Source organism: Dyella sp. KRB-257 (assembly GCF_049445995.1).
Classification (GTDB): domain Bacteria; phylum Pseudomonadota; class Gammaproteobacteria; order Xanthomonadales; family Rhodanobacteraceae; genus Dyella_A.
In genome coordinates this window covers 39,200-54,195 of the sequence record NZ_JBMSDZ010000004.1, presented here as the reverse complement: position 1 = coordinate 54,195, position 14,996 = coordinate 39,200, and the positions used below count along the sequence as shown (strand labels likewise).

Below are 14,996 nucleotides of genomic sequence, written 5' to 3'. Positions count from 1 at the left end.
TTGTGTGAAAGTTTTGCTTTCATTGACGGTCGCTCCCGCCAAGCCGTCGCCATGCCCAAGTCCCTGCTCGAACAGCTCCCCGAGATCGTCGCCCGCGGGCGCCAGCAGGCGGAGAAGATCCTGGAAAGCCTGGAAGGGCGGCACCGGGTCAGCCTGCAGACGCGCGAGTGGGTGCTGCCGTCGAAGGACACCCGCGACCGCGACTGGATCACCGCAGCGAACCGGCAGGCACACCTGGGCGACGCAGGCAGCGCCGACTGGACCAATCGGCTGATCTACGGCGACAACCTGCTGGCAATGGCCGCACTGCTGGCCGGGGACGAACACACGCCCAGCCTGCGCGGCAAGGTCGACCTGATCTACATCGATCCACCGTTCGATTCGAAGGCCGACTACCGCACCAAGGTGTCGTTGCCCGGCGTGGAGCTGGAGCAAAGACCGACGGTGATCGAGCAGTTCGCGTATTCGGATACCTGGTCGGATGGGACGGCGTCGTATCTGGCGATGATCACGCCGCGGCTGATTCTGATGCGGGAGCTATTGAACGAAGCCGGCTCGATCTATGTGCACCTGGATTGGCATGTCAGTCACTACGTCAAGCTGGTAATGGATGAAGTATTTGGCAAAGACAACTTCCAAAACGAAATAATTTGGGAGCGCACAAACGCCCATAACATGCCAACAAAGACGTTCATCCGAGCGCAGGACGTCATTCTTTTTTACAGCAAAACAGAATCGTTTCACTTCACCAAACAATACACGGAGTATGGCGAGGCACAGCTTTCGCGATACAAGAAAGATGAAGACGGGCGACTGTTTACCGGTCGTGACTTGACGTTTTCTACCGCCAACAAAAAGCGTCAATTTGAGTGGCGAGGTACGCAACCGCCTGCTCATCGCTCCTGGGGTTACTCGATTGACGATCTCGAAAGGCTCTACCTCGAGGGTCGCATTCTCCTGAAACAGGATGGGACCCCGCGCCTCGACGGGCTAAAGGTTTATCTGGATGAAACCAAGGGCAAGCCGCTTACAACCATCTGGAATGATCTCGGGCGAATCGGCAACACGTCTGTCGAACGCATCGACTACGCAACGCAAAAGCCCGAGAAGCTTCTCGACAGAATTGTCCAGGCATCCTGTGCAGAAAACGGCCTCGTAGCTGATTTCAACGGCGGCTCCGGCACTACCGCCGCCGTCGCCGAAAAGCTCGGCCGCCGCTGGATCACCACCGATCTCGGCAAACCCGCCTGCATGATCATGCGCAAGCGGCTGATCGACCAGGGCGCGAAGCCGTTCCTGTACCAGGCGATCGGCGACTACCAGGTCGAGGCGGCAAAGAGCGCGATGGGTCGCAGCTTCCGCGTCGGCGACCTGTCGGGGATCGTGCTGTCGCTGTACGGCGCACTGCCGCTGCCGCCGGAGGACAACCCGCTGCGCAATCTCGGCGCGGTGCTGTACGGCGGCAAGAAGACGCTGGTGCTGGTCGATTCGCCGAACAAGCTCACCGGCGATGCCACCTTGCGCAAGGCGATCGCCCAGCGCGACAACCTGCTGGGCGGCTGGGACCGGGTGGTGGTGCTGGGCTGGAACTTCGAGCCGTCGATCGGCCAGAGCATCACCGCGCTGAACGATGCGAGGCTGGAAGTGCTGGTGATTCCGCCGGACCTGCTCGACCGCCTGCGCAAGAAGGGCGGCATCGAGAAGCTGCGCGGACAGGTGCGCTTCTCCAGCCTGCAGTACCTCACGATCAAGCCGGTGGAACGCACTCGCAGCGGTGATGAAGAACAGCTCAAGGTCACGCTGGACAACTACGTGCTGCTCTCGCCCGAGGCGATCAACCTCGATGAAGAGAACCGCAGGAAGCTGCTCAAGGTGGCCAACGCCGAACCGCTGGCGCTGATCGAGTACTGGGCGGTGGATCCGGATTACGACGGCGCGGTGTTCCGCTCGGTATGGCAGGACTACCGCGGCAATACCGCCAACGATGACGACCCACTGCGCGTGGTGACGGCCGCCGAATTCAGCGTGCCAACCAAAGTCGGCGAGCGCCGGGTCTGTGTGCGCGTGGTGGACGTGTTCGGCTTCGAGGCCGAGGTGGTGCAGATGGCTGCGGAGCCGCGGGCATGAGCCACGCCGTCGATCAGCCGTTGCCACTGGCCAACGCCCTCACCCGCCGCACCGAACAACTGTGCATCGGCCTGGAGCACGGCATTGCCGATATCTACGAGCTGGTCACGCCGGTGACCGCCGAGTTGCTGCGCTGGTGGTTCGGCGACGACGCCTGCCAGGCGCGCAGCTTCAATTTTCATCCGGGCCAGCGCCAGGCGATCCTCAACGTGATCGTGGCGCACGAGGTGCTGGACAGTCCGAACCTGAAGGATCTGTACACGCAGGTCTGTGCCGATGCCCTGCTCGAAGGAACACGACTCACCGACGTGGCGCAGGGCAAGCACGGGCACCCGAAGTACTGCCTGAAGATGGCCACCGGCACCGGCAAGACCTGGGTACTGCAGGCGCTGCTGGTGTGGCAGCTGCTGAACAAGACGGCGGCGCTCGATGAAGGCCGCGACGATCCGCGTTTCACTCGCCGCTTCCTGATCGTGGCACCGGGGCTGATCGTGTACGAGCGCTTGCTGGATGCGTTCCTCGGCAAGGAAAAGGAAGACAAGAGCCGCGACTTTTCCAGCTCCGACATCGCCAGCTACGCCGAGCTGTTCACCCCGCCGGCACGGCGCGAACGCATTGCGCAGTTCGTGCGCGGCAACGTCTGCCAGAAGCAGGAGATCGGGCTGAAGGCCACCGGCAACGGCATGATCGCGATCACCAACTGGCACCTGCTCAGCGAGGCCGAGGAGGAGGAGGTGGAGCAGGACGAAACCGAGTGGGTCGATACGCCCGGCATGGTCGCCGACGCCGCCCGCGTGGCCTACGACGTGCTGCCGCTGGTACCCGGCCGCGCCGCCGGCAACAGCCTCGACGTGCTGGACCGGCGCTGGGCGCGCGGCAGCATTCTGAGCTATCTCGCCGACCTGCCCGACCTGATGGTGTTCAACGACGAGGCACACCACATCCACGAGTTGAAATCGGGCGGCGAGACCACCGAGGTGGAATGGCAGAAGAGCCTGTCGATCATCGCTGAAGGCAAGGGTCGCCGTTTCGTGCAGATGGATTTCTCCGCCACGCCGTACAACGACGTCGGCGGCGGCAAGCACAAGCGCAAGGTCTACTTTCCGCACATCGTGATCGACTTCGACCTGAAGGCAGCGATGCGGCTGGGCCTGGTGAAGTCGCTGGTGCTGGACAAGCGCAAGGAGCTCGGCGCGCTGCCGCTGGAATTCAAGGCCGAACGCGATGCCGACGGCAACGTCACGCTATCCGAAGGCCAGCGGGTGATGCTGCGTGCCGGCCTGCAGAAGCTGCGCAAGCTGGAGGCGGACTTCGCCCGCATCGATACCGCGCGCCACCCGAAGATGCTGGTGGTGTGCGAGGACACCAAAGTGTCGCCGCTGGTGGCCGAGTTCCTTCGCGACGAGGGACTGCACGAGGAGGACGTACTCACCGTCGACTCCGGCAGGAAGGCCGAGCTGGGCGAGAAGGAGTGGGCACCGCTGCGCCAGCGCCTGTTCAACGTGGACAAGCATGCGCAGCCGCGGGTGATCGTGAGCGTGCTGATGCTGCGCGAGGGCTTCGACGTCAACAACATCTGCGTGATCGTGCCGCTGCGTTCGAGCCAGGCGCAGATTCTGCTGGAGCAGACCATCGGCCGCGGCCTGCGCCTGATGTGGCGCGATCCCGAATACGCCGACATCAAGCGCGAGAACCGCGAGCGGATCAATCAAGGCGAAGAGCCGGGTTCGCTGATCGACATCCTGTCGATCGTCGAGCATCCGGCGTTCCAGAGTTTCTACGACGAGCTGATGCGCGAAGGCCTGGTCGGCGAGACCAGCGACGACGACGAGGGCAGCAGCACCGGCGACCTGGTCGCCGCCGAGCTGCGCGAGGATTACGAGCAGTACGATTTCGCCATTCCGTTCATCCTGCGCGAGGCCGAGGAAAACGTCGAACACATGCCGATCGACGTTGCCGCGTTGCCCCCGTTCCGCGAGATGAGCCGGGCCAAGCTGGCCGAGCTGCTGGGCAAGGGAGACACCTTCACCTCGCAGGATCTGCAGAGCAGCACGTTGTTCGGTGACTATCGCGTCGACGGCGTGGCGATGAACGTCAGCGGCTACAACGAATGGCTGTCGCGGCTGACCCGACGCGTGAGCCAGGCGCTGAACCATCCGCTGCCGAAGGGCAACAAGGTCTCTCCGCACCTGGATCGCCCCTACCTGCAGATGAACACCACCGCGCTCGCCACCGCACTGGACGACTACATCCGCGAGCGGCTGTTCGACGAACTCTTTGAGCCATTCGAGGACGAGGGTTGGCGGTTGTTGCTGCTGCAGCCGGTGCTCGACCACATCGTGAAGATCTTCGGGCTGGCGCTGGTGCGCGCCGAGGAACACACCGTCAGCGGCGCCACCGAAGTACGCCATCGCCGGCTGTCGGAAGTGACGAAACTGATGGTGCGCGAAAGCGCCTCGCTCGAAGTGTCCAAGTGCATCTACACGCGTCTGCCCTACCCCACCCGCAGCGGCGGGCTGGAGCGGGCATTCATCGAGTGGGCGCAATTGGACGCCGATGTCGAAGCATTCTGCAAGATCAGCGAGAACCGTCACGACTTCGTGCGGCTGCGCTACGTCAGGGACGACGGCATGCCGGCGTTCTACATCCCGGATTTCCTGGTGCGCACGGCGGACGCCATCTACCTGGTCGAGACCAAGGCGCAGCAGCAGGTGAGCCACCCGAACGTGCAGCGCAAGCTGAAAGCGGCTACTACGTGGTGCGAGCGCATCAATTCACTGGAGCCCGCAATACGCGGTGAACGCCCATGGCACTACGCATTGGTGGGCGAAGCGCTTTTCCACGACTGGAAACAGCAAGGAGCCCGCCTGGCTGAACTTCTGGCCTTTTCGGTAGCGCGCCCGATGACCGGAGGCAAACAGGGCAGGCTCGACGTCTGACGCACGAGGATTGTCGCCGTGCCCGAGGATCCCGCTGCGACGAAGCCGCGGCGTGACAGCCCCGGTCCACTTTGCCACTATCGCGGTTTCGAAACGCGGCGATCGGGCCGCGCAGGGGTTCCTCGATGGCAAACCAGAATTCGCTCCGACGTGACGTCGGACCCTTCGCCCTGATGTTCACCGGCCTGGGCTCGATCATCGGCTCGGGCTGGCTGTTCGGCGCGTGGAACGCCGCCAAGCTGGCCGGCCCCGGCGCGATCTGGGCGTGGGTGCTGGGTGCGGCGATCATCCTGTCGATCGCGCTGACCTACGCCGAGCTGGGCGCGATGTTCCCCGAGTCCGGCGGCATGGTGCGCTACGGCCACTACTCGCACGGCTCGCTGGTGGGTTTCATCGCGGCGTGGGCGAACTGGATCGCGATCGTCTCGGTGATCCCGGTGGAGGCCGAGGCCTCGGTGCAGTACATGGCCGGCTGGAAGTGGCAGTGGGCGCAGGATCTCTACCACGCCGCGCCAGGCAGGCACGGCGAGCTCAGCCATCTGGGCCTGGGCATCGCCGCGGCGCTGGTCATCGTGTACTTCCTGCTCAACTTCTGGAGCGTGAAGCTGTTCGCCCGCTCCAACAGCCTGATCACCATCGTCAAGCTGATCATCCCGGCGGCGACCGGCGTGGCGCTGATCGCCAGCGGCTTCCACAGCGAGAACCTGTCGGTGGGCGCCAGCGGCGGCAGCCACGCGAACGACTTCGCGGCGATCCTCACCGCGGTGGCCACGGCGGGCATCGTGTTCAGCTTCAACGGCTTCCAGAGCCCGGTGAATCTGGCCGGCGAGGCGCGCAACCCGGGTCGCAGCATCCCGTTCGCGATCATCGGCGCCATCGCGCTGGCCACCGTGGTCTACGTGCTGCTGCAGATCGCCTACCTCGGCGCGGTGCCGCCGGACCTGCTGGCCCAGGCTGGCTGGAAGGGCATCGACTTCAGTTCGCCGTTCGCCGAGCTGGCGGTGCTGGTCAACCTCAACTGGCTGGCGATCCTGCTGTACGCCGACGCCTTCGTCAGCCCCAGCGGCACCGGCATGACCTACACCGCCTCCACCGCCCGCATGATCTACGGCATGGAGCGCAACGGCACGCTGCCGAAGATCCTCGGGCGCATCGATCCGAAATGGGGCGTGCCGCGCCCGGCGATGTGGCTGAACCTGGTGGTGTCGTTCCTGTTCCTGTTCTTCTTCCGCGGCTGGGACTCGCTGGCGGCGGTGATCTCGGTGGCCACGATCATCTCCTACCTCACCGGCCCGGTCAGCGTGATGACGCTGCGCCGCACCGCACCGGAGCTGCATCGCCCGTTCAGGCTGAGCGGCCTGCCGATCATCGCCGGCATCGCCTTCATCATGTCCGCCGAGCTGCTGTACTGGGCCAAGTGGCCGCTGACCGGCGAGATCATCCTGCTGATGGTCGTGGCGCTGCCGGTGTACTTCTATTACCAGGCCAAGCACGGCTGGAAGGATTTCGACCGCCACCTCAAGGGCGCGTGGTGGCTGATCGCCTACCTGATCACGCTGGCGGCGGTGTCGAAGATCGGCAGTGCCAAGTTCGGCGGCCTCGGCTACATCCCCTACGGCTGGGATCTGGCGGTGGTGGCGGTGATCGGCCTGGTGTACTTCCTGTGGGGCGTGAAGTCCGGCTGGCGCACACCGTCGATCGAGGCCGAGCGGATGGAAGCGGCCGAGCATCCGGATGACCTGCAGATTCCGCCGGATGAGGAAGACGCCGAGCGCGTCACCGGCCACTGAGGCTCCGCATGCAGCACCCATGAGAAACGCGCGGCCCTTGGGTCGCGCGTTTTCTTTTGCGCTGTCGAAAAGCCGCTGCGCCGCTCGTCGTTCCCGACAGTCACCAAGGAATCGTCTCCATGTGCCCTCGCCAACCGATCGTCCGGATGTCCACCCGCCTCATCGCCGGCCTCGCACTCACCCTCGCCAGCCTTGGCGCGGTGGCCGCGCCGACGGTCTATCGCATCGACCCGGATCACACCTACCCCAGCTTCGAGGCCGATCATCTGGGCGGCCTGTCGGTGTGGCGCGGCAAGTTCAACCACAGCAGCGGCACGGTGACGCTGGATCGCGCCAAGCGTGCCGGCACGGTGGATATCACCGTGGACATGGCGAGCGCGGACTTCGGCCAGGACAAGCTCAACGACTATGCCCAGGGCGCCGAGCTGTTCGACACCCGTCGCTATCCGCAGGCCACGTACAAGGGCCATCTGGCCGGTTTTCGCGACGGCAAGCCGACCCGCGTGGACGGCACGCTCGCGCTGCACGGAGTGAGCCATCCGCTCACGCTGACGATCAACAGCTTCAAGTGCATGCCGCACCCGATGTTCAAGCGCGAGGCGTGCGGGGCGGACGCGCTGGGCACGTTCGAGCGCGACACGTTCGGCATGCCGGGCGGCAAGGATTACGGTTTCGACATGACGGTGACGCTGCGCATCCAGGTGGAGGCGATCGCCGAACCGGCGGTGGCCGAACGCTGAGCGGGCTCAGCCCAGCGCCAGCACATCGCCCAGCAAGGCTTGCGCGGTGACCTCCGGCCCCGCGCCCGGACCCTGGATCACCAGCGGCTGGGTGTTGTAGCGGGTGGTGGTGAGCGCGAACTGGTTGTCGGTGCCGTACAGGCGCGCGGCCGGGTGGGTCGGCGGCACCTCCACCAGACCGACGCGGGCATGGCCACGCTGGTTGAGCCGGGCGAGGTAGCGCAGCACGTGGCCGCGCGCCCGCGCCTCGGCGGCGCGGGCGGCGAGCGGCGCGTCGAGTTCGACGAGGCGATCGAGGAAGGCTTCGGTGGACAGCGGACGCAGCGCTTCGGGCACCAGGCTTTCCACGTCCACCTCGTCAGTGTTGAGCGAGAAGCCGGCGTGGCGGGCGAGGATCAGCAGCTTGCGCGCCACGTCCTCGCCGGAGAGGTCCGAACGCGGATCGGGCTCGGTATAGCCGAGCCGGCGCGCCTCGCCGAGCAGGGTGGAGAACGGCACGCTGCCGTCGTACTGGTTGAACAGGTACGAGAGCGAACCGGAGAAAACGCCCTCGAGCGTGAGCAGTGCGTCGCCGCACTGGCGCAGACGACGCAGGGTGGACAGCACCGGCAGACCGGCGCCGACCGTGGCCGAGTCGCCGTAGCGCGCGGCGCCGGACATGGCCGCCTGCAGCGCGCGCCAGCCGATGAGCTCGCCGCCGGCCAGCGCCTTGTTGGCGGTGACCACGTGGTAGCCGCGCTCCAGCCATTCGGCGTGGCGCGCCGCCAGCGAGGCATTGGCGGTGGCGTCGACGATCACCTTCGTCGCCACGCCGCTGGCGTCCAGCGCGGCCAGCAAGGTGGCGTTGTCGCGCGGATCGCCCTGGCTCTTCAGCTGCTCGCGCAGCCCGCGGCTGGCGAGCCGTGCCGGGTCGGTCTGCTGACGCCTGGAATTGGCCGCGCCGACCAGCCGGATGCGCGCCGCGGCTGGCGTGCACAACAGCTTGAGCAGGGCACCGCCGACCACGCCGGTACCCAGCAGCACGATGGCGATGCCGGATGCATCTACCGCTGTAGGAGCGCACCCTGTGCGCGAACGCTCTTCGCCACCAGAGAAAAGGCGTTCGCGCACAGGGTGCGCTCCTACAGTGGCTCCGTCCGTTTGCACCGCGCTCATGCGCGCACCTTGCGTTTGGAGGCGCCGACCGCAGCGGCGCGGTGCAGCGCGGCGTCGAGGTCGCGCAGCAGGTCGTCGCCGTCCTCGATGCCCACCGACAGGCGCAGCAGGGTGTCGGCGATGCCGGCGGTGCGGCGTGCTTCCGGCGCCATCGAGGCGTGAGTCATCGAGGCCGGGTGGGCGATCAGGCTTTCCACGCCGCCGAGCGATTCGGCCAGCGAGAAATATTCGAGGCCGTCGACGAAGGCGGCGATCTCCTCCACCTCGCCCTCCAGCTCGAAACTGAGCATGGCGCCGAAGCCCTGCTGCTGGCGCCCGGCCAGCGCGTGGCCGGGATGCTCGGCCAGGCCCGGGTAGTAGACCTTGCGCACGGCACCGTGGCGGGCCAGGTGCTCGGCCACGCGCGCGGCGTTCTCCTCGTGCTGGCGCAGGCGCACGCCCAGCGTGCGCAGGCCGCGCAGGGTGAGGTAGCTGTCGAAGGCGCCGCCGGTGAGACCGTTGCAGTTGCCCCACCACCTGATCTGCTCGGCCAGCTCCGGCGTGCGCGCCACCACGGCGCCGCCGACCACGTCGCTGTGGCCGTTGATGTACTTGGTGGTGGAGTGCACGACCAGATCCGCGCCCAGCGCCAGCGGCTGCTGCAGCGCCGGCGAGAGGAAGGTGTTGTCCACCACCACCAGTGCGCCCACCGCGTGCGCGGCGTGCGCCACGTGGCGGATGTCGGTGATCCGCAGCAGCGGATTGGACGGCGTCTCCACCCACACCAGCGCCGGCTTCTGCGCCAGGCCGGCGGCCAGCGCGGCGGGATCGGTGAGGTCGGCGAAGGTCACCGTGAAGCGTCCCTTCTTCGCCCACGCATCGAGCAGGCGCCAGGTGCCGCCGTAGCAGTCGTGCGCGGCCAGAATCGTGGCGCCGGCCGGCACCAGCTCCAGCGCCAGCGCCACGGCCGACATGCCGCTGGCGGTGACCACCGCCCCGGCACCCTGCTCCAGGTCGGCCAAGGCCTCGCCGAGCAGGTCGCGGGTGGGGTTGCCGCTGCGCGAGTAGTCGTAGGCGCGCTTGCCGCCCAGGCCGGTGAAGCTGTAGTTGGTCGACAGGTGCAGCGGCGGCACGACCGCGCCGTGCTGGGTGTCCGACTCGATGCCGGCGCGGACGGCGCGGGTGCTGGGGGTGGGGGTGGTGTCGCTCATCATCGGCGTCTCCAGGTCAATCGTCGGGCATTCGTTGTTGTCGTCGCGCATCTTTGCTGTAGGAGCGCACCCTGTGCGCGAATGCTCTTGCTCCTGATCGACATCAAAGCCAAGAGCATTCGCGCACAGGGTGCGCTCCTACGACAGCAGCGCCTGGCGCAGCAGGGGGGCGAGCCGGTCGGTTTCCTTGAGGAAGCCGTCGTGGCCGTACGGCGACTGAACCACCTCCAGCGTGGACGATCCGGCCAGCCGACGCTGCAGCTCGCACAGGTCGGCCAGCGGCACCAGCCGGTCGGAGGGGAAGCCGATCAGCGTGGCCGGCGTGGGCACCGACTCGGGCTGCACGTCGTGCAGGTCGATCGACTCGGACAGCGCCAGGAAGCGCTCGGCATCGAAGCGCTCGACGAAGCGGCGGCCGGCCTGGTCGAGGTAGTCCTCCACCGGGAAGTGGAAGCGGTCGTCGCGAAATTCCGGGGCGGACGAGAAACGGCGGGCGAATTCCTCGCTGCCGCGGTAGGTGGTCATGGCCAGCTGACGCGCCAGGCTCAGCGCCTCGTCGAGCTGCCCGCTGGACTGGCCCAGCCGCACGATACCGCGCTGCACGCTGCGCAGGGCGGTGGACATGGGGTGCGCGCGATGCGCGCCGGCCAGCAGCACCAGTCGATCCAGCTGCCACGGATGCGCCTTGGCGAAGGCCAGGCCCACCATGGCGCCGTAGGAGGAGCCGACGAAGGCGGCGATGCGGCCGATGCCCAGCGCGTCGATCAAGGCGCTGATCGCGTTGGCCTGGTCGGCGCTGGAGACGGCGGCGGCGTCGCCCAGCGCGGCCGGGCCGAGCCAGTCGATCGCCAGCACGCGGTACTGGTTGAGGTCGATCGCCTTGCCCTCGCCCACCAGCGCCTGCCACCAGCCCGGCTGGGCGGCGCCCTCGGCGGCGATCACGTCGCGACTGGCCGAGATGCCGCCCTGCACCACCACGGTGGGCGCATCCGGCGCGCCGCACCACAGGTAGCTCACCTCCACGCCGCAACGTCCGCCGCCATAGGTGGGTTCGATCGTGACGCGGCGGCTGCAGCGCTGCACGGTGAGCGCGGCGCGCGGCAACGGCGCGGCGACGGCGGACTGCGGTTGGGCGGAAGCGGTGGGGAAGTGGGCAAGCTGGGCGGACATCGGACTCTCCTGTGGCATCGCACCTGCGGAGAGTCGAGGGAGTGGCCCGCTGCGGACGCCGAAAAGCGCCTGAAGCGACACCCCATCTACCGGTTGCGCCTTTCGGCGCTCCGCAGGAGTTGGCACCGTCGCAGAAAGATCTCCTGCAGGTTGCCCCGGCTTCAAAGGGCCTGTCCCTCCGCCGGTCTCGATGAGTGAAGCGCACTGTACGGGTGCCATCCGATCCGTGTCAACAGACGTCTAGACGTCTATACGCCCATATGCAAAATATTCATGTGCCGATGGATGCAACTGAAACCATGGCGCAGCCGCTATGCTGGCCCGCCCTCAGTCACGCAACGACCTCATGACGACCCGCCCCGATTTCGCCGCCGCCGTCGGCCAGACCCCGCTGCTGCGCCTGCGCTTCGCCTCCGCGGCCACCGGTTGCGAGATCCTCGCCCGCGCCGAATTCATGAACCCCGGCGGCTCGGTGAAGGACCGCACGGCGCTGGGCCTGCTGCTGGACGCGGAACGGCGCGGCGCGCTGCGCCCGGGCGGCACCATCGTGGAAGGCACCGCCGGCAACACCGGCATCGGCTTGGGGCTGCTCGGCGCCAGCCGCGGCTACCGCACGATCATCGTGATGCCGGCCACGCAGAGCCGCGAGAAGATCGACGCGCTGCGCATCACCGGCGCCGAGGTGCGACTGGTGCCCGCCGTGCCGTACAAGGATCCCGGCCATTACGCGCACCAGGCGCGCACACTGGCCGCCCGGATGAACGAGGCCGATCCCGGCAGCGCCTGGTTCGCCGACCAGTTCGACAACACCGCCAACCGCGACTGGCACGAAGCCACCACCGGCCCGCAGATCTGGGAAGAAACCGGCGGCGCGGTGGACGGCTTCGTCTGCGCCTGCGGCACCGGCGGCACGCTGGCCGGCGTGGGCCGGGCGCTGAAGGCGCGCAAGAGCGGCGTCACCATCGCGCTGGCCGACCCGACCGGCTCGGCGCTGGCCAGCTACGTCAACACCGGCGAGCTGGTCGCCAGCGGCAACTCGATCAGCGAGGGCATCGGCTCCAGCCGCATCACGGCCAATTTCGACGGCGCACCGATCGACCTGGCGTGGTCGATCCCGGACGACGAATCAGTGCCGCTGGCGCACCGCCTGCTGCATCAGGAGGGCTGGTGCGTAGGCGGCTCCAGCGGCGTCAACGTGGCCGGGGCGATCCGGCTGGCGCGCGCGCTCGGGCCGGGCCACACCATCGTCACCGTGCTGTGCGACGCGGGCACGCGCTACCAGGCCAAGCTGTTCAATCCCGCCTTCCTGCGCTCGAAGGATCTTCCGGTGCCGGACTGGCTCGATCGGGCATTTCCCGCCTGACCGATCCACCTGACCGGCCCATTCCGCGACAGGCCAACTGCTACGCTTTGCGCATGCCTCCCTGCCCCGATTTCTCCGCGCTGGGCGACCGCCTGCAGCGCGACGGCTTCGCCTTTCTCACCGCCCGCGTGATGGGCGACCTGCTCGAAGCGCCGGCCGCGCTCGCCGACTGGCCGGCGTTCGCCGCCAGCTGGGAAAAGCTGGCGCCAGATACCTATCTCGCCGCGCAGGGCCGCCATCGCCGCCGCCGGCACGCGACCTTCGCCGTGGGCGACGACGGCCGGCTGGTGCGCGCGCCGCACCAGCCGCACTTCCAGAGCCTGGCGTACAACCCGCTGCAGGGCGACATCCAGCGCTGGTTCGAACCGATCGAGCCGGCGATCGCCGACGGCGCCACGCTGCGCCGCATCCTCGCCTTCAGCCATGCACTGTTCGGCGCGCTGGCCGCGCATGCGGGCGGCTGGCACATCGAGGTGCACCAGTTCCGCATCGAGGCGAAGCCCGGCAAAGCGGGCGAACCCACGCCCGAGGGCGTGCACCGCGACGGCGTGGACTACGTGCTGGTGCTGATGGTGGACCGCCGGAACATCCAGAGCGGCACCACCACCATCCACACCGCCGACGGCACCGAGCTGGGCAGCTTCACCCTGGTCGATCCGCTGGACGCTGCGCTGGTGGACGACGCCCGCGTGTTCCACGGCGTCACCCCGGTGACACCGCTCGACCCGACGCAGCCGGCCCACCGCGACGTGCTGGTGGTGACCTTCCGCCGTACCCGCACCGTCTCCTGATCTCTCGGCTCGACCGTCCGCCCATGACCACCGCCGCCGCCATCGTCATCGTCATCGCCATCATCGCCCTGCTGCACGGGTGGTTCCTCGTGCTGGAAATGTTCCTGTGGAACCGGCCGTCGGGGCGGCGCGCGTTCGGCCTGACGCCGGAGTTCGCCGAACAGTCGAAGGTGCTGGCCGCCAACCAGGGGCTGTACAACGGCTTCCTCGCCGCAGGACTGGTGTGGGGACTGTGGCTGGGCGGCAGCGAGGGGCTGCACGTGAAGGTGTTCTTCCTCGGCTGCGTGCTGGTGGCCGGTCTTTACGGCGGGCTCACCGCCACTCGCAAGGTGCTGTGGATCCAGGCCGCGCCGGCGGCGCTGGGGCTGGCGCTGCTGCTCGCCGGGAACGCATGAATCGCGGTCCGCTCACACGCCGTCGTCAGGCGAGCGGCTACCATCGCCTTCCCAACCCACCGCAAAGGCTGCGCATGTCCCACGGCTCCATCCAACCTCGGGACGAGGCCCTTCATTCTGCGCACCACCCCGGCGAGCGGCTCGCCTTCCATCGCGACAACACGTTTCAGCGCGAGCTGCGCCGGCGGGTGGAAGCCGACTTCCGCGAGCGCGGCTGCGCGCAGCGCGACAGCGCGGCGATGTACGCGAAAACCGCGATCATCCTGGCGGTGTTCGCCGCCGCGTATGTCGCGCTGGTGTGCTTCGCGCGGGCGTGGTGGCAGGCGCTGCCGCTGACATTGCTGCTGGGCACGGCGATGGCCGGGATCGGCTTCAACATCATGCACGACGGCGGCCACCAGGCGTATTCGCGGCATCGCTGGGTGAACAAACTGATGGCGTTCACGCTCGACCTGGTCGGCGGCAGCTCGTACATCTGGCAGTGGAAGCACGCGCGCTACCACCACACCTACGTCAACATCGCCCAGCACGACAGCGACATCGACCTGGGCGTGCTCGGCCGGCTCTCGCCCGAGCAGCCGCGGCGACCGTGGCACCGCTTCCAGCACCTCTACCTGTGGCTGCTGTACACCGTCACCGCGATCCGCTGGCACCTGTACGGCGATTTCCGCGACATGCTCACCGGCCGCATCGGCGAGCGGCCGTTCGATCGCCCGCGCGGCTGGGATCTGACCCTGTTCGTGCTGGGCAAGCTGGCGTTCTTCACGCTGGCGTTCGGCCTGCCGCTGGCGTTGCATCCGCTGGGTACGGTGGTGCTGTTCTACGCGGCGGTATCGGCGGTGGCGGGGTTCCTGCTGGCGATCGTGTTCCAGCTGGCGCATGTGGTGGAGGAAGCGGACTTTCCCGAGCCGGACGACGCCAGCGGCCGCATGCAGACGCCCTGGGCGATCCACCAGCTGCAGACCACGGTGGATTTCGCGCGCGACAACCGCGTGCTCGGCTGGCTGATCGGCGGACTCAACTTCCAGGTGGAACACCACCTGTTCGTGCGCATCAGCCACGTGCACTACCCGGCCGTGGCGAAAGTGGTGGAAGCGACCTGCCGCGAATTCAGCATGCCGTACCACGCGCACCGCACGTTCTTCGCCGGGATCGCCTCGCACTACCGCTGGCTGCGCCGGCTGGGTGCGGCGCCGGTCGCCGCGCCCGTGCCTGCCGGCGAGCCACCGGCCGCCCACCAGCCCATTGCAGGACTCCGCCTGGCCGCCCATCCCGCCGAGTCGTTCGACGCGCTCTACCGGGACCTGCCGGGCAACTGAAATCCCAGGGGAGGTGG

The 14,996-nt window shown here is 67.6% G+C and carries 11 protein-coding genes and 1 riboswitch; of the genes, 8 read left to right on the top strand and 3 right to left on the bottom strand.

All coding sequences use genetic code 11. The features are described from left to right. The first annotated feature begins 51 nt into the window (after positions 1–51). From ACO2Q2_RS04125 to ACO2Q2_RS04110, 4 genes are all read left to right on the top strand, one after another. Positions 52–2,127: a site-specific DNA-methyltransferase gene (locus ACO2Q2_RS04125; protein WP_423254508.1), complete on the top strand. Its 2,076-nt coding sequence runs from the start codon at positions 52–54 to the stop codon at positions 2,125–2,127. Beyond that, entirely contained in the window at positions 2,124–5,066 is a 2,943-nt protein-coding gene (locus ACO2Q2_RS04120) for a DEAD/DEAH box helicase family protein (RefSeq protein WP_423254507.1), read from the top strand. The genes ACO2Q2_RS04125 and ACO2Q2_RS04120 overlap by 4 nt, the downstream gene beginning before the upstream one ends. 125 nt (positions 5,067–5,191) lie before the next feature. Then, a complete protein-coding gene (locus tag ACO2Q2_RS04115; protein WP_423254506.1) occupies positions 5,192–6,856 on the top strand; it encodes an APC family permease in 1,665 nt (554 codons plus the stop codon). Between the two features lie 146 nt (positions 6,857–7,002). Further along, positions 7,003–7,596, top strand: a complete 594-nt coding sequence (locus tag ACO2Q2_RS04110; protein ID WP_423254505.1) for a YceI family protein — start codon at positions 7,003–7,005, stop codon at positions 7,594–7,596. A 6-nt stretch (positions 7,597–7,602) separates the two neighbouring features. On the opposite strand, the gene ACO2Q2_RS04105 is transcribed toward ACO2Q2_RS04110, so the two are convergent. The 3 genes from ACO2Q2_RS04105 to metX form a co-directional block, all read right to left on the bottom strand. Continuing rightward, positions 7,603–8,619, bottom strand: coding sequence for a homoserine dehydrogenase (locus tag ACO2Q2_RS04105; protein ID WP_423254504.1), 1,017 nt, complete (start codon positions 8,617–8,619; stop codon positions 7,603–7,605). Between the two features lie 128 nt (positions 8,620–8,747). Beyond that, on the bottom strand, positions 8,748–9,941 hold the full coding sequence (metB, locus tag ACO2Q2_RS04100) for a cystathionine gamma-synthase (RefSeq protein ID WP_423254503.1): 1,194 nt from the start codon (positions 9,939–9,941) through the stop codon (positions 8,748–8,750). A 138-nt stretch (positions 9,942–10,079) separates the two neighbouring features. After that, positions 10,080–11,111 (bottom strand): homoserine O-succinyltransferase MetX, encoded by a 1,032-nt coding sequence (gene metX / locus ACO2Q2_RS04095; RefSeq protein WP_423254502.1) that lies wholly within the window; start codon positions 11,109–11,111, stop codon positions 10,080–10,082. 79 nt (positions 11,112–11,190) lie between these two features. Further along, a riboswitch (SAM riboswitch) is annotated at positions 11,191–11,308 on the bottom strand. A gap of 149 nt (positions 11,309–11,457) precedes the next feature. Between metX and ACO2Q2_RS04090 the strand changes: the two genes are divergently transcribed. From ACO2Q2_RS04090 to ACO2Q2_RS04075, 4 genes are all read left to right on the top strand, one after another. Further along, positions 11,458–12,474, top strand: coding sequence for a cysteine synthase A (locus ACO2Q2_RS04090; protein WP_423254501.1), 1,017 nt, complete (start codon positions 11,458–11,460; stop codon positions 12,472–12,474). Between the two features lie 53 nt (positions 12,475–12,527). Further along, positions 12,528–13,265, top strand: coding sequence for a 2OG-Fe dioxygenase family protein (locus ACO2Q2_RS04085; RefSeq protein WP_423254500.1), 738 nt, complete (start codon positions 12,528–12,530; stop codon positions 13,263–13,265). 23 nt (positions 13,266–13,288) lie between these two features. Next, entirely contained in the window at positions 13,289–13,660 is a 372-nt protein-coding gene (locus tag ACO2Q2_RS04080; RefSeq protein ID WP_423254499.1) for a DUF1304 domain-containing protein, read from the top strand. 74 nt (positions 13,661–13,734) lie between these two features. Continuing rightward, a complete protein-coding gene (locus tag ACO2Q2_RS04075) occupies positions 13,735–14,979 on the top strand; it encodes a fatty acid desaturase family protein (protein ID WP_423254498.1) in 1,245 nt (414 codons plus the stop codon). The last annotated feature ends 17 nt before the right edge of the window (positions 14,980–14,996 follow it).

Excerpts from the sequence above, each read along its gene's own strand:
- ACO2Q2_RS04125 (WP_423254508.1), top strand. The coding sequence starts at position 52 with ATGCCCAAGTCCCTGCTCGAACAGCTCCCCGAGATCGTCGCCCGCGGG.
- ACO2Q2_RS04120 (WP_423254507.1), top strand. The coding sequence starts at position 2,124 with ATGAGCCACGCCGTCGATCAGCCGTTGCCACTGGCCAACGCCCTCACC.
- ACO2Q2_RS04115 (WP_423254506.1), top strand. The coding sequence starts at position 5,192 with ATGGCAAACCAGAATTCGCTCCGACGTGACGTCGGACCCTTCGCCCTG.
- ACO2Q2_RS04110 (WP_423254505.1), top strand. The coding sequence starts at position 7,003 with ATGTCCACCCGCCTCATCGCCGGCCTCGCACTCACCCTCGCCAGCCTT.
- metB (WP_423254503.1), bottom strand. The coding sequence starts at position 9,941 with ATGAGCGACACCACCCCCACCCCCAGCACCCGCGCCGTCCGCGCCGGC.
- metX (WP_423254502.1), bottom strand. The coding sequence starts at position 11,111 with ATGTCCGCCCAGCTTGCCCACTTCCCCACCGCTTCCGCCCAACCGCAG.
- ACO2Q2_RS04090 (WP_423254501.1), top strand. The coding sequence starts at position 11,458 with ATGACGACCCGCCCCGATTTCGCCGCCGCCGTCGGCCAGACCCCGCTG.
- ACO2Q2_RS04085 (WP_423254500.1), top strand. The coding sequence starts at position 12,528 with ATGCCTCCCTGCCCCGATTTCTCCGCGCTGGGCGACCGCCTGCAGCGC.
- ACO2Q2_RS04080 (WP_423254499.1), top strand. The coding sequence starts at position 13,289 with ATGACCACCGCCGCCGCCATCGTCATCGTCATCGCCATCATCGCCCTG.
- ACO2Q2_RS04075 (WP_423254498.1), top strand. The coding sequence starts at position 13,735 with ATGTCCCACGGCTCCATCCAACCTCGGGACGAGGCCCTTCATTCTGCG.